Source organism: Bacillus sp. FSL K6-2869 (genome assembly GCF_040869405.1).
Classification (GTDB): domain Bacteria; phylum Bacillota; class Bacilli; order Bacillales; family Bacillaceae; genus Bacillus; species Bacillus altitudinis.
Genome location: NZ_CP152035.1, coordinates 1,890,771 through 1,908,811 on the forward strand (window position 1 = coordinate 1,890,771; position 18,041 = coordinate 1,908,811).

Genomic DNA, 18,041 nt, shown 5'->3' on the forward strand with positions numbered 1-18,041 from the left:
TTTTGCATCTCCTCATCCCTTTGTGGAAAGCGTTTTAAATTTCATTTCATTTATATTATAACGAACACCGTTCGTAAAGAACAGTGTTCGTTTAAAATTGTTTGTTGTACGATTGTGTTTTCATGAAAAAAACAATCTCCTACCATCATATGATACACTCCATTTAGGACGGTTAAAGGTCGTCGAATCCTTAGATCAGTAGGTCTCCATTGTTCTCACTCTAAGTGTAAGAGGTGTTTCTATGAATAAATTATTGGCCATGTTGATATTAGGATTAAGCTTTAGTGGTGCTGCGCTCATTCTTTCAGTCCCTTTGTTATTCAAACCGAAACCAGAACAATTTGAGTTGGTGTTTGCTGCTGGATCAGCGGGCGCTTTCGTAGTATTCGCTGTCTCATGCCTAGTTCTTCGAAAACGATTCAATCGCTAAAAAACCTAAACAAATACCCATTGTTTATGACGGTGGATTTTGTTTAGGTTTTTGTGATTTACCTTAGTGTTCAGTCAAAGAATGTATACAAGCTGACCCCGATAGGGAATCTACTTATTCAAAACAAAAGAAACCGCTGCAACATATCACGATATGCACGCTAAACGAATCACTAGCTTTGGCATAATAGACATCAATGCGAAAATCTTTAATATGAATTCTGACATTCCTCATATCACAAAAGGTCCATTAAACGCATATCGTTTTGTGATATAATCTTGAGTCAAAGACAAGCGCTAAGAGAAAATGAACTGGCTGAATGGACATCATGATTGTGAAAAATTCTGAAGAAATGATGGGGTGATAGCGATGAGAAGACTTGAGTCTGGTATATCAGTAGATAACGAAACATTTTCTGATGTTGCCAGGTATGAAAACGAAACAATCAGCAGAACGACGATCATCAACTCAAATGTTTGTTCTCCTATTTTTTGGAGCTGTCACTTGGATCATCTTGTATTTGATACGTGTGATCTGACGAATGCGAGATTTTTTGCCGGTAGTACGATTGATCATTGTACTTTTAGTCGTTCAGACTTGCGCTCTGTGGGCATTAGCAAAAACGAAGCTGTCTTCACCAATTGCGAATTTTCTTCCTGCGATATGAGGGGAATGACATTGGAGAATGCTACGTTTATCGATTGTACTTTCTCTAATTGTAGATTCAATGACCGTGTTTTACAGGCAGCGAATATCGTCAATTGTACCTTTGCTGGTAAGCTAATAGATATAACGTTTGATGGAAATGGCAAACAAAAGCTGATCGCCAATTTTGAAAACTGCACCCTTGATGGTGTTCGTTTTATAGGCTGTGACCTGGGGGCATGTATTCCGCCAGCATCCAAAAACCATTTATATGTTGAACATGTATCTGCACGTGTGAAAAAGGCCTTTGAGAAGATAGATGATGATCCTACTCTGTCTGACCATGATCGGAAAATACTAGTGCGGAGTCTGCGGAAGCTTGAACAAATGGAACAGTATATTTTTAACACGAAATATATGGAGAACATACATGGGGCCGCTTTTGTTGAACGCTTTTTCAGTCATCTTGGATGTAGCAAGGATCACATGTAACGTTTGCTACATCCCTTTTCCTATTTTATCTTTATGTGGTACATCAGTTTCGAGTATATTTGAGCGGAATGAGTTCTTCGATTTTCACCTTGACCAGCTCCCCATCCATATCAAGGATGACAAAACATGTTGGCCCAAAGTCTGAAATGAGCTCTCGGCAGATGCCGCAAGGGCTGACTACCCTAATTCTTCTATCTTCTTCATCTGAATAAGGGTGTCTCACTGCAACAATTGTATCAAAATCTTTGTATCCATTCGATAAAGCGCTACCAATCGCAATGGCTTCTGCACAAACAGTTACCCGTCCGATATAGGCTTCTATATGGACAGCTGATATGATTTCTCCTGTTTTCATGCGGATCGCTGCCCCTACATGATGCTTGTCATCTTCTTTTTTGCTTCGTCTATTAATTCGATATCTTCTTGTGATAGATCAAACGTTTTCATTGCGTTCCCCTTTCGCCTCACTGCTCGTATGTATTATACCAAACATGAGGTGATGAACTGAACTTCACTCTCCTTTACAAACCAGCCAAAAGACCGTTTAATCTGTAGTGCATTGCCATTTTGAATGTATTTCATATTCAATTGAAAAAGGCTGCTTTCAAGTAAGCAGCCTTTTCGCCTATTTACACCAGAACATGTACCCTTTCTAGGTGTGAACTGAATCCCTAACGATTGATCACTTGAATGATTTTCTTCAGAGCATCTGCCGCTTCTGGAATTGGCATGACAACAAACACATGTAGCATTTCAGGATAAACAAAGGTTTTGATGTCCATTCCTTGTTCTGATAGTTTTTCATCAAGTTTTATGGCATCTGGATATAACATATCATGTGTTCCGATAAAATGAGTGATCTTCCCGAGCCCTTTAAAGTCACCGTAAATGGGACTAATCAATGGGTCTGTGAGACTTTGATCAGCTGCCCACATTTTTGTGATGACTTCCATTCCTTCATGACCTAGAATCGGATCCTTTTTTGCGTATTCAAATATGAGAGGGTTGCTCATGCTCATATCCACACACGCAGATAGTAACACGATATCCTTCGGCTGCGGCAGATCCTCTTTCTTTAAAAGGTGCGCAAGACCAAGTGAGATGTTTCCGCCAGCTGAATCTCCCATGATCGTCAATTGATTGGCACTTCCGGCAGTTTTCAGAAGGTCTTTATATAGGTTAAGCATTTTCGGATACGTATCCTGGTTGCTATAATGAGGTACTTTTGGGTAAATAGGAGCGACTACTTTCGCACCTAGTGATTGCGCCATTTTATCCATGAACCACCAATGGACATTCAAAGGCTGATTTGTCCACGCGCCACCATGTAGATAGAGAATGGTTTTTTGATTTTGTGATACTTTTTCATTCAATGTGAAAACTTGCATGCCTTCGAATGTCTGCTCTTGTACCTCACTGATTAACTTCACATCATCCCCAATGGCATAAGGCTGCGTATTTTCAATTCCTTTTTGCTTAAGAAATTTTTTTGTCTGTTCGATACTAGAAAAACTCTCTTTATTACTTTGCGAAGCGAATAATGTTTCAAATTGAATACTTTCTTTAGAACGTTCACCATGATACATTTCTACGCTCATTTTTTTCTCTCCTTCACTCAATAGGTTTATTGATCATCCTGCTTCGGAATACGAAATGATTCCAGATAGACTTGTACTTTTTTTTCAGGGGTTTTTAATAAGTTAGATAAAAGGTCTTGAATGAGACGAAGGCTTTTAATTTTCTTTTCAATTTCTTCATGTTTAAGATGGACAATTTGTCTTAGGGTATCAAGGTCTATGTCTTGACTTAGCATGTTCATAATTTCAGCTATTTCCTTTAATGAATAACCGAGCGTTTTTGCATCTTTGATCAATTGAATCTTCACAACATAGTCTTCTGTATAGAATCTGTAACCGTTTGAACGTCGTCTTGGAGCAGGCAATATGTTGTGTTCTTCATAGTAACGAATTGCGGCAGGACTTACTCCTGTTTTTTTGGCAAGTTCTCCTCTAGTCATCAACTCCATCGTTACTCCTTTTTTATTATTTTGTTTTACTATATGTACATTATAAAGGTTGAACTATACTTCAAGGTCAAGGTGAAACATTTTTCGGCCAACTTTTGTTATCAAATGATTGTAGCAAAGAGATCTCTAGCTTGAACATCCGGGTAGAACATCTTCAAATGGTTCGACTTTACTGATTGTAGATTCAGAGGGGGCGAAGTCAACTTTTTTTCTGAAAAAATAAATGGAAATATCGATCATCGTTTTATGGTTTAACATATTTAAGGTTGCTGTAAGGTTCGGATTAATACGAGTTAAGGTTGAGGTTGTACAATGAGTTTGTAAGGAATTGAGGGATGAGTCAAATGGTCCCCTCTTCTAAATCAATCATAGAGGTGAAAAGCTTTGAGAGAAAATAAAATTTTGTCTTCATTATGTTACTTCAGTATCTTTTTTGCACCATTTCTATTTCCGATTATCGTTTATTTCTTAGGAAAAGACGAAGTGAAATACCATGCGAAAAAATCACTATGGACACATATTATTCCTTATTTGATTTTCGGTCTTGGGATTGCCGGTTCAGGTTTACTTGGCATGAACGATATCAGTCATGCTGGTCCGTTCTTAATTGCAACGTATGCTGTGACATTCCTTGTGGCGATCTACTTCTTCATTTGGAACATTGTGAAAGGCATAAAAGTGTTTTCAGAATAAGAGTTAGAAAAAACGGTTCTGTGATTGAGCAGAACCGTTTTTTTGTATGTCCGTTTAAGCGGGTAATTGGATATCAATCGTTGTTCCTTCTCCTATCATACTTTGTATTGTAATATCTCCCCCGTGTTTTTGGATGATATCTTTTGCAATCGCCATTCCAAGACCTGAGCCTGCATGTGTCCCTCCTGTATTCGTCCCTCTATAGTAGCGGTCAAACACTTTTTCTAGCTCTGCCTCTTCAATTCCTTTGCCGTTGTCTTGAATGGTGATATGGGTATGTTCTTTTTGTTCAAGCTGTACAATGATTTTCACATCAGCATCATTGTGAACAAGGGCATTTAAAATGAGATTGGTGACCGCTCTTCGTATGAGGATCGTATCAATATTCAGCATAAGCTTGTCTACATTCGTTTGCAGTTCAATGGTCTGATCTACATATCTCGAATCGTTGAGGATATCAATTAACGTTTCACGCAGCAATGGCACAATGTTCACCAGCTCTTTATGCAGCATCACGTCGTTATTTTTCAGCCTTGTTGTTAAATTGAGATCCTCCATCACATCTGTGATGTACAGTGATTTATTCTCAATGATGTCAGCGTAATGTCTGATATCTTGTTCTGAAAGAGGATAATTTGGATCTTTCATGATTTCTGCATAGCCTTGAATAGAGGATAATGGTGTTTTAATATCATGAGAAATATGACTGATCCACTCTTCCCGCATTTGCTCTAATTTGTCTTTTTCTTTTTGGCTTGAAGCGAGCTGCTCGGATAAGTGATTGACATTATAGAACACATCTTTATATATTCCCTTAGTTGGCAGATTCGTCGTATAATCTCCGTTTGCGAGCCGCTGGATGCCGTAAATGGCACGGCCGAGCGGTTTGATGAGTTGCCGGCTGAATAAGTATCCAATGAATAAGGCAATGATGGCATCAATCGATAATAAAATCATCGTCCCGATATTGAATTGCGATATTAATTCTTTCGTATCAAAAGAAAATAAATATTTTCCGATGGAAGGGTCCTTAAATCCGATGAAGTAGCTGTATTCCTTACCCTTTGCATTTTTTCCTCCAGCATAGATCGTCGACATTAATTGCTTATCTTTATATTTATGTAAGTTTACAATTTCTATAGGTGTGTATTTGCTCTTTATGCCTTTAGGTGCTAGTGCATGATAGACGTCTTGTCCATTTTCGTCTAATATTTGAATCCACGCATTTTGTTGTTTTAAGGCTTGCTGTCCTTCTTTACTCACAGTGATATTTTGATCAGACAAGATGATGTATTGTTCAAATGTTCTTGTGAAGGTTTCCGGCGTATTTTCTTCGTTTTGCTGACTGCTTGCTTGTAGTACAAGCCATATCATGAATCCAAATAAGTTAATAAAGACCGTGATAATGGTCACGATAATGACAGAGACCATGTATCTGCCTGTTAATCGCCATTTCATCTTTACGCATCCTTTACAACAAATTTATAGCCAAGCCCTTTGACCGTCACGAGAAATTCTGGTGTAGATGGGGAATGTTCTATTTTTTCCCGCAGTCTTCGTATATGAACCATTACCGTATTATCAGAACCGAAGAAATCCTCTCCCCAAACCGTTTGATAAAGCGTTTCTTTACTGATTACGCGATTCGGATGCTGCAAGAAATAAGTCATCAACATAAGTTCTTTCGGAGTGAGCTCAATTGCCGCTCCGTTTTTCGTCAGTTCGGCTTGCTGCTCGTTTAACTCAAATGGGCCTTTTTTGATCACGGGCTCCGCTTGAGAAGGCTGTAAGTATGATGACCGTCTTAGCTGGGCTTTTACCCGGTAAGCGACTTCTTTTGGACTGAACGGTTTTGTAATGTAATCATCGCCGCCAATGGCAAGTCCTACAATTTTGTCTGATTCCTCTCCCTTTGCTGATAAAAAGATAATCGGAACATGCGAGACATCTCTGATTTGTTTGCAAATATCGTAGCCTTCTCCGTCTGGCAGCATAATATCCAGTATGACGAGATCTGGTTGTTCTTGATGAAATTGCGTGAGCCCATCACGGGCAGTTGAAGCTGTTAACACCTGGTCAATGCCTTCTCTTGTTAATACGGTATGGATTAATTCTAAAATTTCTTTTTCGTCATCTATAATCAATACTTTGCTTTGAACCTTTGGCATGATGATCACTCTCCTGAAGTCATTGTTATTATTATACCCAAAGTGTTGACGTCGTGAAAAATCAACTTTCTATTTACACAGAAAAAAGCCAATTTTCTTTTTTAATGAGAAAATTGGCTTTTCGTGTTTCTCTAGCGTTTGACCACAAATGTTGTCACACTTTGAGCAGGGAGATGAGCCCAAAATTGATTTCCTGATATGTTTAAGTCAGTTCCAGGCTGAAGGTTGCTGCTGCCGCTCGTCACCCATCTAGACGCCTGAGAAACGGAGCCATTTTGCACGACGAAGTGTTGATTGACCCCTGCATTGTTTTTATTAATCGCCACAATGACGACCTGATTGTTTCCTTTGTAGGCTGAGACGAAAACATTCGATTCGGGGCTTTTCGTTGCATCAATTCTGACGTACCCTGGACGCACAAACTTGGAGAAATGCGCCATGTTGTATCCGCGTTTGCTAATCATTCCATCTTCTTTCATAGGACCGTATGACCTCCGGATGTACCACCACACATACGCCTGAAAGTCCCCTTCCACCATTGAATGGTGAATATGCTCTGATACCCCTAATGCCTCAGGCCAGCGGTCCGCTGAATTGTTATCACTATTCGGATAGTAGACCTCTGTCATCCATAGCTCTTTCCCTGCCCCTTTTTGTTTGAAAAGAGGGTACGGAAGCTGGCTAATTTGGGTTCCGTATAGATGTGCGCCGAGAATGTCCATATTTCCAAGCGCCTGCGGATCGTTTAAGATAGGATCTGAGATATTCTTAAGGTATTGAAACGATTCTGGTGCAATCACACGTGCATTAATGGAGCCGGCATTTTCTCTCATGAATCGCAGGATTTCCTGAGGTGTCCACCATGTCCATTCGTGTGCATAATCGGGCTCGTTTTGAACAGAAATCGCATAAAGATTGACTCCGTTGTTTTTCATGTAAGTGACAAAATCATTCAGATGCTGAGCATATGCTGCGTATTGATTGTATTTAAGCCGCTTGGCAGGTGATCCATTCCGATTGAATGTTTCAACCATACTGCTTGGAGGATTCCAAGGGGAAGCAATGACTAGAGCACCATGCTCGATCGCTCGTTTGGCCGTCGCGACTTCTCTGCTCCAATTGTTTCTGTTTTCGTCTACATAAATTCTAAGAATGGAAAACCCTAACTGATTTTGTCCATTGCCAAAGGCGGTTTCCCTTTGTGGTGCTGTCAAATCACCAATCCAAGCTGGATGGTTCATTCCGCCAAAACCACGAATCACTTGTCTTTCTGCGTTGAGGTTAATGTTTGCGTCAGCTGCTGATACTTCAGCTACTCCGGGCCCTATGAACATGACAGACAGCATGGTGAAACACACCAATAAAGCAAGCATTGGTTTTTTTATACATGACATCAAATTTCCCACTCCTCTATCAAACATTTAAGCACCTTTATTCGCTACCTTTGAGTAAACTGCCAAGAATCAAATTGGAATAGATTTCCCCCGCCTGTTCCGGTAAAGACAAAAAATACGTTGTGCACTCCGGATGCGCCGTTAATCGATGTTTCTATTTCCCGCCAGTTTTGTGTTCCACCGGTGGAAGGGACATTCAGTGTACCGACCAGTCTGCCGTTCGCGCTGCCAAGGCGTACTTCTATTTTCCCGCCTACTGTCGATGCGACATTGGCTTTAAATGTTCTAGCGCCATTTGAACCAAAGTCTACATTCCCTAAAGCGACCCAATCGCCATTTTGAATATTGGTGACATGCTGGTTATTCACTGGTCCTCCGGGTGCTGACGAGGCTTCTGTCAAAATGCGTCCATTCCAAGCGAATGTTTCAGCTTCAACACGTTGATATGGATTCAGATTAGATAGCTGTTTCACTCCTTCATAATTGGCTGCTACTTCTCGAAGGGAGCCATCTGCATTATGCACAAGCTTGTTAATATGTGGAGAGCGATAGCCTTTGCCGCTTCCGTATAATGCAGAGCTAACGGTTTGCGTATGATACACCACATACCACTCATTTTTAAAATTGAATACCGCATGATGGTTGTTACCGCCGCCACCAAAAAAAGCACCCGGATTTTTCAGAAAGTGTCCTTTATACGTGAAGGGTCCCATCGGACTTGAGCTCGTCATATAGCCGATTTCACCAGGTGGTTTATCAGCAGGATGTGAGCCGCCAAAATTGATGCAATAGGAATAGTAATAGGTTCCGTTATACTTATGCATCCCTGAGTCTTCAAACATAAAAGGAGCATCAATGGTGGATGCGCTACTGGCCACACTTGTCATATCAGCACCTAGCTTCAAGACTCTTGCTGTTTTAGGATTTGCCCATTGTCCCTGCGTTGGATTGGAACCGCCTGGAACGCCTCCGCCGGCATATAGATAACCAGTACCGTCATCATCTACAAATACGGCCGGATCAAAAAGCCATACAACTCCGGACATGCCAGGTGTACTTGGCGTAACGAGTGGTTTTCCAATCGGATCAGTCCATGGGCCGATCGGGCTGTCTGCTGTAAGGACACCTATCCCTCCGCCGCTGTTAGCGAAATAAAGGAAAAATTTATCCTTTCCGTTGATCTTCTTTACTGCTGCTGATGGGGCCCATGATGCGCCTGCCCATTTGGCAATGCCTCTGCCGCCGTTTGCCCCATTTGCCCCCGCTACTGGAATCGCTCCGTGATCGGTCCAGTTGACCATATCCGCCGAAGAGATGACGAATACTCTATTCAGATTTGCAAATGAATTGTCCTTAATCGTTCCGTTGCTTTGATATTCATAGTCATCACTCGACATATAAAGGTACACTCTTCCGTTATAGGTAAGTGCAAACGGGTCTGCTCCTAAGTGATGGTCAATGAGCGGGTTTGCATTTCCTACTTGCTTGGCAATAGGAGTGCTTGCCGCATTCGCTTCATATACCGGCAAACAACTCAGTACCAAAGTGAAAATCAATAAACAAACGCTGCACTTCATCCTCGTCCTCATCGTGTCATTTCCTCCTGTTTTCATCTTCCTGATATTGGGGTTTAGGCCCAATTTCAAATTATGTTGATGTTTCGTGATGAAGAATGAATACAAAGAATGATTTCTCCCTGTGAATCCTTGTAAAGAGTGCGATGAAAACCCTTACTTTTTAACTAGAAGACAACAAAAAAATGCAGTCTCCATTTTGGAGCTGCATTCTTTCTCAATGTTCAATAAATGTACTTCTACATATACCGAGCGGTCACCATTTTCTTTCTCGTGTAAAACTCTACTCCGTCTGTTCCATTGGCGTGCAAGTCTCCGTAGAAGGAATCTTTCCAGCCGGAAAATGGGAAGAAAGCCATTGGAGCAGGAACACCAATGTTAATGCCTAACATGCCGGCTTCGATGTTTTCACGAAATTCTCTTATGCTTGAAGCGCTGTCTGTATATAGGCAGGCACCGTTTGCGAATTTTGATTGATTGGACAGGTCGATTGCTTCTGCGAGTGATGAGACACGGACAATGGATAAGACTGGGGCAAAAATCTCGTCCTGCCAGATTTTCATTTGATTTGTGACATGATCAAAGATCGTTGGTCCGACAAAATACCCTTCTCCATTTGTTTCGTTATCTTGTCTGCCATCACGAATCAGGCTTGCGCCTTCTTCAATTCCTGATTGGATATATTGAAGAGTTCGTTCTTTATGCTCTTTCCGAATGACTGGTCCGAGAAAGACATCTTCATTTATTCCGTTTCCGATGACAAGCTGGTTGGATTCATCGACCAATTGTTGAATCAAGTCGTCCGCCACGTCTTCTTCCACTGCGACAACGGCTGCTGCCATGCAGCGTTCACCTGCTGATCCAAAAGCAGCGCCAATGATTTGTTTTGTGGCTGATTCTAAATCAGCATCTTTCAAGACGATGGAGTGATTTTTTGCACCGGCAAGTGCTTGTACACGTTTACCATGTGATGTCCCTTTTTTATATACGTATTCTGCGACTGGCTGAGAGCCGACAAACGAAATGGCTTTTACCTTTTCATGTTCAAGCAGACCGTTTACTACATCGTGAGCGCCATTGACAATGTTGAGCACACCTTTTGGAAGTCCCGCTTCTTCAAATAGTTCTGCTAACCGTGCAGCAAGGATTGGCGTCCGTTCTGAAGGCTTTAAAACAAATGTATTTCCGCAAGCGATGGCAAGCGGGAACATCCAGCATGGGACCATCATCGGAAAGTTAAACGGGGTAATGCCGCCGATGACGCCAATTGGGTAGCGGTACATGCCAGACTCTAGACCAGTCGCAATATCAGGCAGTTGTTTCCCCATCATTAAGGTTGGTGCACCAGCGGCAAATTCCACACATTCAATTCCTCGCTGCACCTCTCCTTTTGCTTCTGTTACACTTTTTCCGTTTTCCAGCGTGACGAGTTCAGCCAACTCATCCCATTTCTCAACGAGTAACTGTTGGTATTTAAATAAAATACGTGCCCGCCGGGGAACAGCTGTTTTAGACCAAGTGGTGAACGCTTCCTGTGCTGCTTGGACTGCATGTTCTACATCCGTTTTTGTTGAAAGCGGTACTTCTGCGATGACTTCGCCAGTAGCTGGATTATAAACAGCTTCCGTTTGGTTCGTTTCGGCGTCCACCCATTGTCCGCCAATATAATTTTTCAACGTTTGTACATCTGTTTTGGTCATGTTCCCTCTCTCCTCTTTGTTTGGATTGTGATGCAATCGTGTGTTGATTTATCGTCATTGTCTCATCTAAGGGGCCTTCATCTGTATACACTCTTTGTCAAATGAAACCACAGTTTTGCTTTACGTTCTGATAAAACATGTGAAGTCTATACCTTCTAGCTCTTTTGGTTCCGAAGATCTGTCCCCCTTTTAGGTCGTTTTGTCTGTGTGGCATGATCATGTTAACTAATTGATGATGTATTTTTGGTTAACTGTTGGTTAACTTTAGAAAAATCATAATATTAAAAACGCTTTCAGTCAATGATCAGTTTGTTGATCTAAAAAAACCTGATGCCAAGTGCATCAGGCTAAGACTGTTTATGTTAGTTATTTAGAAGAAATTGCGTATTGACTCGGCTCTGTATAAGCCGGGAGCATCTCCCCGTGTGCTTCAATTAATTCATTACATAGTTTAATGGTGTCATCAATTGATAATTCAGCACTTGTATGCGGGTCTAATAATGCCGCTTGGTAAATGTGTTCTTTTTTGCCGCTGATTGCAGCTTCAATCGTCATGAGCTGTGAGCTGATATTGGTCCGGTTGAGTCCAGCCAATTGTTCAGGTATCTCTCCGATATAACATGGCATGATACCGCTCCGGTCTGCAACACATGGCACTTCGACACAGGCTTTTTCCGGAAGGTTGTGAATGAGTCCTCCTGTGTTCAGTACATTTCCACCAAATTTAAAGGGAACGTTCGTTTCAATCGCTTCAATGATACGTGAACCATATTCTTTAGAGCGCGTATGCGTGATCTGTGTGTTTCCCACAAGGTCATGTTTCATCGTATTCCAATTGTTGATTTGTTCCTCGCAGCGTCTTGGGTATTCATCGAGCGGAATGTTAAACTGTCCAATCAGTTCTGGATAACGAGATTTGATAAAATACGGATGATATTCTGCATTGTGCTCTGAGGATTCGGTGACATAGTAGCCGAATTTATCCATTAGTTCAAAACGAACCATATCTGGATGCCGCGTTTTTTGTTTTTCTTTTGCTCTTGCTTTGATTTCTGGATACAAGTCTTGACCGTCCCGTTTCACTTCTAATAACCATGCCATGTGATTAATGCCGGCAATTTTTTCTTCAATGCCTTCATGGTCCATTTCAAGTGATTGAAATAAATCTTTCGTACACACCTGTACGCTATGGCAAAGACCAACCGTTTGAACCCGAGTATAACGCAGCATAGCGCCAGTCAGTGTGGCCATTGGATTCGTGTAATTTAATAATAAAGCGTGTGGACATACTTCTTCCATATCCTTTGCGAAGTCCAGCATCACGGGAATGGTTCGAAGTGAACGGAAAATACCGCCGATGCCAACCGTATCCGCAATCGTTTGTCTTAATCCATATTTTTTTGGAATCTCAAAATCAATAACAGTGCTTGGCTGATAGCCTCCTACCTGGATGGCATTGATGACATATTTCGCATTCTTTAAGGCTTCTTTCCGGTTGTGATACGACTGAATGGTCACATGTGCACCGTAGTTCTCTTTTAAGTGACGTAGCATCGTTTCTGATTCTTTCAGCCGGTTGTGGTCGATATCATATAACGCAAATTCAAAGCCGGCAAGTGCGGGAACGAACAGACAATCTCCTAATATATTTTTAGCAAAAACGGTACTTCCTGCACCGATAAATGTAATTTTAGACATAGACGACACTCCTTTTTACATCAAGGTTGGATTACCCTTTAACAGAGCCTTGAGACAGCCCTGCGATAAAGTATTTTTGCAAAAGTAAAAACATCGTGACCATTGGCAGCATCGCAATAAGAGCAGCGGCGCCAACTAGCTGGAGCTGGTGTTGATTTTGACCAAAGAAATTGGATAAGGCGACTGTAAGTGTATGCATCTCTTTATCTTGCAAGAAGAAGATGGCAAATTGATAGTCGTTCCAAATATACACACAGGCAATGATTAAAACAGAAGCGGTAATCGGCTTCAGCAGCGGAAAAACGACGGTGAAAAAGACTCTAAGTGTTCCCGCGCCATCAATACGAGCGGCTTCTTCAAGCTCCTTGGGAATCGTCGACCGGATAAAACCGGCATATAGAAAAATCGTCAGTGGCAAAAAAGCAGCAACATTGTTTAAAATAGCGATTTGATAAGTATTCATCATGCCAATTTGTACAACCATTTTGTATAGCGGGACAAGGGCGGTGAGCGGCGGTATGACCATAATGGCAATGAATAAGAGATACACCGCTTGATTCAGCTTTGTTCCTCTTCTTGCGAGCGGATAGGCGGCAAGTGATCCAAAGATGATGAGTAGGGCAGCCGAGCTGAACGTAATGATCACTGTATTCAAAAAGGACTGGCCAAGCTGAGCATCTGTCCATGCCATGCGAAAGTTTTCAAAATGAAGCGTTGATGGGAACAGCCATTTTGAGCTAAAATCTCCTATCCCCTTTAGAGAGGTCGTGACTAAAATATAAAATGGAATCAGGTGCAGCAATGTTATCAAAAGGGCGAGTAAGGAGTACCTTCTTTTCTTTCGTTTATAGGCGTTATCCATCACACCTCGGTCTCCTTTCGTTTGAAATAAATGAGCGCTGCGACACTAACGACAAGGATGATGACAGCCATGAAGACACCTTGCGTCGCTGCATAGCCTGCATCCTGCCGTTTGAAATACAAATCGTACATAAAAGTCGACATCGATTGCGAGGAATCTCCGGGTCCTCCGCCAGTGAGCGCGACAATGACATCAAATAATTTAAGTCCACCGATGACATTGAGCACAACATTGATGGTGATAGATGGCATTAAAAGTGGTAATGTGATGCGCCAAAATTGCTGAAGACCTGAAGCTCCGTCGAGTTGTGCTGCTTCATAATAATCTTTAGGAATGCTTTGGAGTCCTGCTAAATAAATGATCATGGCAATCCCGACGAATTGATACGTATTCACAAACACAATGATCCAAGTGTTTAGCTGCGGATTACCAAGTGCGTTCATTGGATCAAATCCAAAAAGGGTAACAACGTCGTTTAAAGCACCACCTTGGTACGCAAAGACAAAATACCAAATATAGCCCATGGCAATCGGGCTGATCATGACAGGTAGATAGATCACCGTTCTTGTGATGGCTCTCATTTTTAAACTTTGATTTAATAAGAGTGCATATCCAAGACCAATCATATTTTGTAAGATGGTGCTCCCGATGCCGTAAAGAAGGGTATTTTTCACAACAAGCCATGTGGTTGGATCTTGCAGTAGCCGTTTGTATTGATCAAGTCCGATCCACTCATACTGTTGTGAGAAACCGTTCCAATTTGTAAAAGAGAGCTGAATCCCATTAAAAAAGGGATAAATGATAAAGGTACTGACAACGAGAACAGCAGGCAGATACATCCACCAAAGTGAAGAATTTTGGCTATTTTTCATCTTCTGTTTGGGAAAAGAGGTAAATGTCGCCGCCTGTTTTTCTTTTGTGATGTCACTCATTGGCTTCACTCCTGTTTCAGCATGAGCCTGCTATTGTTTTTTCAGACGCTTATATTCCTCTTCCATTTTCTTCGATAGTTGTTCCGGTGTGATGGAGCCTGCTAATAATTCTTGACCGGTCGTTGCCATGACAGCCCACATGCCGCTCGGTAAGTATTTCCGATCAAAATATGGTTCAATTTTAATATCTTCATATTGCTCGTAAAATGTAGAGTAATAGTTTTTGGCTTTGACTTCTTTTAAAGCCGTTTCAGAGGAAGTGCCCTCTGCGATTTTCTTTGCGTTTTCAGGCTTTGCTAAAAAGTCAATGAATTGTTTTGCTTCTTTTAGATGCTTTGAGTCTTTCCATGCCGCAACAGTAAAGCGTTCCCCGCCAATCCAGCTTTGCTCATCTCCTTCATGAATCGCTGGTACGGGCATGGTGCCTACTTTGATCGATTGATTGAGTTCAGTCGCCTCAGGTCCTAAAGATCCTCCCACAAAGGTGAAAGCGATTTTGTTTTGTGCCATCAGCTCAGGTGCTTGGGATAGTTTCGCAGTGAGTACATCTTTGTTTAAAAGGTCTTGATCTTTCAGCTCCTTCATAAACTGTGCAAGCGGTGTATAGTGAGACCAATCAAATGATCCATTTTCAAGGTCTTTTCCGTATTGATGTTTTTGATCGGTAATGAGTAAAGGCGTTGCCAGCTCATCAAAGACTTGGGCAATATTAGAATTATCGCCTCCTGGTATCCAGAGCGGCACAACGTCTCCTTTACTTTTTTCTTTGACAGTCTGTAAAGCACTTTTCAGTTCATTCAGTGTTTTAGGAACTTTTATGCCATATTCTTTTAATAGATTGGCATTAAAGCTGAGTCCGTCTTTTGCTTGATTCAGCGGATAGGCATAGACTTTGCCATCTTTGTCTTTTAAAATTTGATCAAGTGAAGGATCGAGTTGTTTTACCCAGTCCATCTCCTTTAGATCAGCCACGTATTCGCTATATCGCAGCTTGGCCCAGCCGTGTGTATCAAATAGGTCTGGCATGTCGTTTGCGCCCATTTTGACGCGTATCATATCTTCATAGCTGTTACCAGGGAAGTTGGCATCAATTCGGATGTTTTGATGTTCTTTTTCAAAGTCACGGATCACTTCTTCAAATGCCTTTCTCTCCCCGCTGTTGCTCATTGTAGAGAATAGAGTCAAGGTCACTTTTCCGTTTGCTTCAGACGCACCGTTATTGCCACAAGCAGACAAGATTATCGACAAAACTAGAGCTGCACACAGCATCAAATTTTTTTTATTCATCGTTTCCTCCTTTTGATCACTGAAAATTCAGACGATTATAGGTAGAATTCATGCAGTTGCGGAAACAAAAGAAGTCCATTATACTGGAATTCTATTCTTTTCAAAGAGATAAGAGAGCAATTGGGTGAACTGCATTGTTTTCAGCATGATCTGGCCATCATGCTCAGCAGCTCCCTTCCTGCTTTTTTGTCTCTTTTTTGTTTACTGAAATGCTTATTCACCCCCTTTCATGGATTGGGCATGTGCTGCCTCTTTGCATGAGTTTTGTTGGCACGACGACTTTTAGGGGAAGCTTTCTTCCTTCTATCCGCTCAAGCAAAAGCTTTAGACCTACTTCCCCCATTTGTTCTGTATATACTTTAACCGTTGTGAGCGGCGGGCTTGAAAAGGAAGCGGCTTCGATATCATTAAACCCCACGATTGAGACATCTTGAGGTACACGAAGACCGGCTTCATGTAGCGCACGCATAGCGCCTATTGCCATAGAGTCACTTCCGATAAAAAAGGCTTCTGGAAGATTTCCTTTCTGAATGGCTTTTTGCATAAGCGAGTAGCCTTCTTGCATGGAATATTCGCCTATGTGGATATCATTCATATGAAGAGTTCCCGCTTCTTGCATTCTTTTGATAAAAGTTGTTTGTCTTTCGTCCTCAATCACAGCATTTCCTTCGAAATAATGCTCCCTCTCTTTCCCGCCAATATAGCCTAGATGTGTATAGCCGAGAGATTGCAGATGACGAATGGCACGATCTGCCGCTCTAACAAAATCCACATGTACACAATCATACAAATCTTCATCCGCATAATGATTGATAAAAACAATATGTTCCATTCGGTTTGTCATCTTTTCAACCGTATCAGGGCTGATTCGTCCAATGACGATCAAACCGTCAATATCCTTTAGTATCGCCCCTTTATCCATGTTTCTTAGGCGAAAGGTATGGAGAGTAGACAGACCTTGTTTGGCATATTCTTTTTCAATTCCTTTTCGAATCGATGAAAAAAAAGGATCATTTAATTCTTCGTCAATGGATTGGGCGACAACGACACCGATGACTGGGGATGCGGGTGGGCTTTTTACTTCTGCTTGATCGGCTTTTCTTGCTCTGACTGGGGTATAGTTTAATTTCTTGGCTATGTCGAGGATGTTTTGTCTTGTTGCGTGTGAAACGGCAAGCGTTTGGTCGCCATTTAACACACGGGATACAGTAGAGACGGATACTTTTGCATCATGAGCAATATCTTTGAGTGTAGTCATAGGCAAACTCCTCATCATTTTGACTAAATGTTTACTAAAGATATTTGAAGAATAACACATAAATAAAGCGCTTTCAATTATAAATTTGTGCTTTTATGAAGTTTTTGAGTATGTTTTGATAAGGAGATAGTTTGTTTAGTAAAATTGCGTAAAAAAAGAGGATGGGCTTCATCCTCCTTTTTACTAAGGTGATTTCATTGTGGCTGTTTCTTTTGCGAACAATTGCTTCATTATTTCCCATGCTTTATCTAATTCTTCGTGAAGTCCAAATAAACCTGAGGTGCCGATGATGTAAATTTCATTTCCTGCCTCAGCAAGCAACCGGAACGTGCTTTCATTACAAGAGCCGTCTACCTCAATTGAAAATGAGTATCCCCCCTTCTCTTTGATTTCTTTCACCTCTTTCATTTTCGGAAGCATTTCTTTGATAAAAGGCTGACCCGCAAACCCTGGATCAATTGTCATGATCGTCACCCGGTCTATTAAATGAATAAAAGCATCTAATGCTGCAACTGGTGTGGCGGGATTGAGAACAAAGCCGACCTCACACTTTCTTTCGTGGATATGCCGAATGATTCGAAAAACGTCTTTTTGCACCACTTCTGGATGTAAACAAATCATCGTTGCGCCTGCATCAATACATGCATCAATTAAAAATTCCTGAGGCTGTTCGGCCATTAGATGAACATCAATCGGAACGTCTGTCAGTTTCCGAAGTTGTTCAATGAAAAAGGGTGATAAGGTCATATTTTTTACATAGTGACCATCCATGACGTCGACATGATAACGGTCTGCCCTTGTGTTCAGAAGCTGAATTTGTTCACGGAAGTGCGTTAAATCCATGCACATCAATGAAGGTGAGAAAATAGCTGTCATCCTGAA

At 41.4% G+C, this 18,041-nt stretch carries 17 protein-coding genes and 1 pseudogene; 4 read left to right on the top strand and 14 right to left on the bottom strand.

Going from position 1 to position 18,041, the window contains the following annotated elements; all coding sequences use genetic code 11:
* The first annotated feature begins 241 nt into the window (after positions 1 to 241).
* From MHI58_RS09725 to MHI58_RS09735, 3 genes are all read left to right on the top strand, one after another.
* Complete coding sequence (locus MHI58_RS09725; protein ID WP_041507201.1) at positions 242 to 430, top strand: hypothetical protein; 189 nt, start codon at positions 242 to 244, stop codon at positions 428 to 430.
* Positions 431 to 538: 108 nt separating this feature from the next.
* Entirely contained in the window at positions 539 to 706 is a 168-nt protein-coding gene (locus MHI58_RS09730; RefSeq protein ID WP_156351431.1) for a YdhR family protein, read from the top strand.
* Positions 707 to 799: 93 nt separating this feature from the next.
* On the top strand, positions 800 to 1,567 hold the full coding sequence (locus MHI58_RS09735; RefSeq protein WP_056408594.1) for a pentapeptide repeat-containing protein: 768 nt from the start codon (positions 800 to 802) through the stop codon (positions 1,565 to 1,567).
* A gap of 43 nt (positions 1,568 to 1,610) precedes the next feature.
* Here MHI58_RS09735 and MHI58_RS09740 read toward each other — a convergent pair.
* The 3 genes and pseudogenes from MHI58_RS09740 to MHI58_RS09750 all read right to left on the bottom strand — a co-directional run bounded on the left by MHI58_RS09740 (position 1,611) and on the right by MHI58_RS09750 (position 3,593).
* Positions 1,611 to 2,014, bottom strand: a pseudogene (locus tag MHI58_RS09740) (cytidine deaminase).
* 224 nt (positions 2,015 to 2,238) lie between these two features.
* The gene (locus tag MHI58_RS09745; protein WP_056408597.1) at positions 2,239 to 3,165 is read right to left on the bottom strand and encodes an alpha/beta hydrolase fold domain-containing protein; all 927 of its coding nucleotides are present in this window, start codon (positions 3,163 to 3,165) and stop codon (positions 2,239 to 2,241) included.
* A gap of 26 nt (positions 3,166 to 3,191) precedes the next feature.
* Positions 3,192 to 3,593, bottom strand: coding sequence for a MerR family transcriptional regulator (locus MHI58_RS09750; RefSeq protein ID WP_056408599.1), 402 nt, complete (start codon positions 3,591 to 3,593; stop codon positions 3,192 to 3,194).
* 384 nt (positions 3,594 to 3,977) lie between these two features.
* On the opposite strand from MHI58_RS09750, the gene MHI58_RS09755 reads away from it, so the two are divergent.
* Entirely contained in the window at positions 3,978 to 4,286 is a 309-nt protein-coding gene (locus MHI58_RS09755; RefSeq protein WP_007499277.1) for a DUF4870 domain-containing protein, read from the top strand.
* Positions 4,287 to 4,340: 54 nt separating this feature from the next.
* Here MHI58_RS09755 and MHI58_RS09760 read toward each other — a convergent pair whose 3' ends face one another.
* The 11 genes from MHI58_RS09760 to alsE form a co-directional block, all read right to left on the bottom strand.
* Positions 4,341 to 5,744, bottom strand: a complete 1,404-nt coding sequence (locus tag MHI58_RS09760) for a sensor histidine kinase KdpD (protein ID WP_056408603.1) — start codon at positions 5,742 to 5,744, stop codon at positions 4,341 to 4,343.
* A 2-nt stretch (positions 5,745 to 5,746) separates the two neighbouring features.
* A complete protein-coding gene (locus MHI58_RS09765; RefSeq protein ID WP_008343743.1) occupies positions 5,747 to 6,454 on the bottom strand; it encodes a response regulator transcription factor in 708 nt (235 codons plus the stop codon).
* Between the two features lie 131 nt (positions 6,455 to 6,585).
* Positions 6,586 to 7,851: a glycoside hydrolase family 30 beta sandwich domain-containing protein gene (locus MHI58_RS09770; RefSeq protein WP_082055589.1), complete on the bottom strand. Its 1,266-nt coding sequence runs from the start codon at positions 7,849 to 7,851 to the stop codon at positions 6,586 to 6,588.
* Between the two features lie 41 nt (positions 7,852 to 7,892).
* Positions 7,893 to 9,437 (bottom strand): glycoside hydrolase family 43 protein, encoded by a 1,545-nt coding sequence (locus MHI58_RS09775; RefSeq protein WP_056408605.1) that lies wholly within the window; start codon positions 9,435 to 9,437, stop codon positions 7,893 to 7,895.
* A gap of 224 nt (positions 9,438 to 9,661) precedes the next feature.
* On the bottom strand, positions 9,662 to 11,122 hold the full coding sequence (locus MHI58_RS09780; RefSeq protein ID WP_008343737.1) for a CoA-acylating methylmalonate-semialdehyde dehydrogenase: 1,461 nt from the start codon (positions 11,120 to 11,122) through the stop codon (positions 9,662 to 9,664).
* A 366-nt stretch (positions 11,123 to 11,488) separates the two neighbouring features.
* Positions 11,489 to 12,820, bottom strand: coding sequence for an alpha-glucosidase/alpha-galactosidase (locus MHI58_RS09785; RefSeq protein WP_007499268.1), 1,332 nt, complete (start codon positions 12,818 to 12,820; stop codon positions 11,489 to 11,491).
* Positions 12,821 to 12,851: 31 nt separating this feature from the next.
* Positions 12,852 to 13,682, bottom strand: coding sequence for a carbohydrate ABC transporter permease (locus MHI58_RS09790; protein ID WP_056408608.1), 831 nt, complete (start codon positions 13,680 to 13,682; stop codon positions 12,852 to 12,854).
* On the bottom strand, positions 13,682 to 14,614 hold the full coding sequence (locus MHI58_RS09795; protein WP_041507194.1) for a carbohydrate ABC transporter permease: 933 nt from the start codon (positions 14,612 to 14,614) through the stop codon (positions 13,682 to 13,684). The genes MHI58_RS09790 and MHI58_RS09795 overlap by 1 nt, the downstream gene beginning before the upstream one ends.
* A gap of 30 nt (positions 14,615 to 14,644) precedes the next feature.
* Entirely contained in the window at positions 14,645 to 15,901 is a 1,257-nt protein-coding gene (locus MHI58_RS09800) for an ABC transporter substrate-binding protein (protein ID WP_041507193.1), read from the bottom strand.
* Positions 15,902 to 16,118: 217 nt separating this feature from the next.
* Complete coding sequence (locus MHI58_RS09805) at positions 16,119 to 17,159, bottom strand: LacI family DNA-binding transcriptional regulator (protein WP_041507192.1); 1,041 nt, start codon at positions 17,157 to 17,159, stop codon at positions 16,119 to 16,121.
* A 183-nt stretch (positions 17,160 to 17,342) separates the two neighbouring features.
* Positions 17,343 to 18,035 (bottom strand): D-allulose 6-phosphate 3-epimerase, encoded by a 693-nt coding sequence (gene alsE, locus MHI58_RS09810; RefSeq protein WP_008343724.1) that lies wholly within the window; start codon positions 18,033 to 18,035, stop codon positions 17,343 to 17,345.
* Positions 18,036 to 18,041: the final 6 nt, after the last annotated feature.

Coding starts and splice junctions, on each gene's coding strand:
- MHI58_RS09725 (WP_041507201.1), top strand. CDS start 242: ATGAATAAATTATTGGCCATGTTGATATTAGGATTAAGCTTTAGTGGT.
- MHI58_RS09735 (WP_056408594.1), top strand. CDS start 800: ATGAGAAGACTTGAGTCTGGTATATCAGTAGATAACGAAACATTTTCT.
- MHI58_RS09745 (WP_056408597.1), bottom strand. CDS start 3,165: ATGAGCGTAGAAATGTATCATGGTGAACGTTCTAAAGAAAGTATTCAA.
- MHI58_RS09750 (WP_056408599.1), bottom strand. CDS start 3,593: ATGGAGTTGATGACTAGAGGAGAACTTGCCAAAAAAACAGGAGTAAGT.
- MHI58_RS09760 (WP_056408603.1), bottom strand. CDS start 5,744: ATGAAATGGCGATTAACAGGCAGATACATGGTCTCTGTCATTATCGTG.
- MHI58_RS09765 (WP_008343743.1), bottom strand. CDS start 6,454: ATGCCAAAGGTTCAAAGCAAAGTATTGATTATAGATGACGAAAAAGAA.
- MHI58_RS09775 (WP_056408605.1), bottom strand. CDS start 9,437: ATGAGGACGAGGATGAAGTGCAGCGTTTGTTTATTGATTTTCACTTTG.
- MHI58_RS09780 (WP_008343737.1), bottom strand. CDS start 11,122: ATGACCAAAACAGATGTACAAACGTTGAAAAATTATATTGGCGGACAA.
- MHI58_RS09785 (WP_007499268.1), bottom strand. CDS start 12,820: ATGTCTAAAATTACATTTATCGGTGCAGGAAGTACCGTTTTTGCTAAA.
- MHI58_RS09790 (WP_056408608.1), bottom strand. CDS start 13,682: ATGGATAACGCCTATAAACGAAAGAAAAGAAGGTACTCCTTACTCGCC.
- MHI58_RS09795 (WP_041507194.1), bottom strand. CDS start 14,614: ATGAGTGACATCACAAAAGAAAAACAGGCGGCGACATTTACCTCTTTT.
- MHI58_RS09800 (WP_041507193.1), bottom strand. CDS start 15,901: ATGAATAAAAAAAATTTGATGCTGTGTGCAGCTCTAGTTTTGTCGATA.
- MHI58_RS09805 (WP_041507192.1), bottom strand. CDS start 17,159: ATGACTACACTCAAAGATATTGCTCATGATGCAAAAGTATCCGTCTCT.
- alsE (WP_008343724.1), bottom strand. CDS start 18,035: ATGACAGCTATTTTCTCACCTTCATTGATGTGCATGGATTTAACGCAC.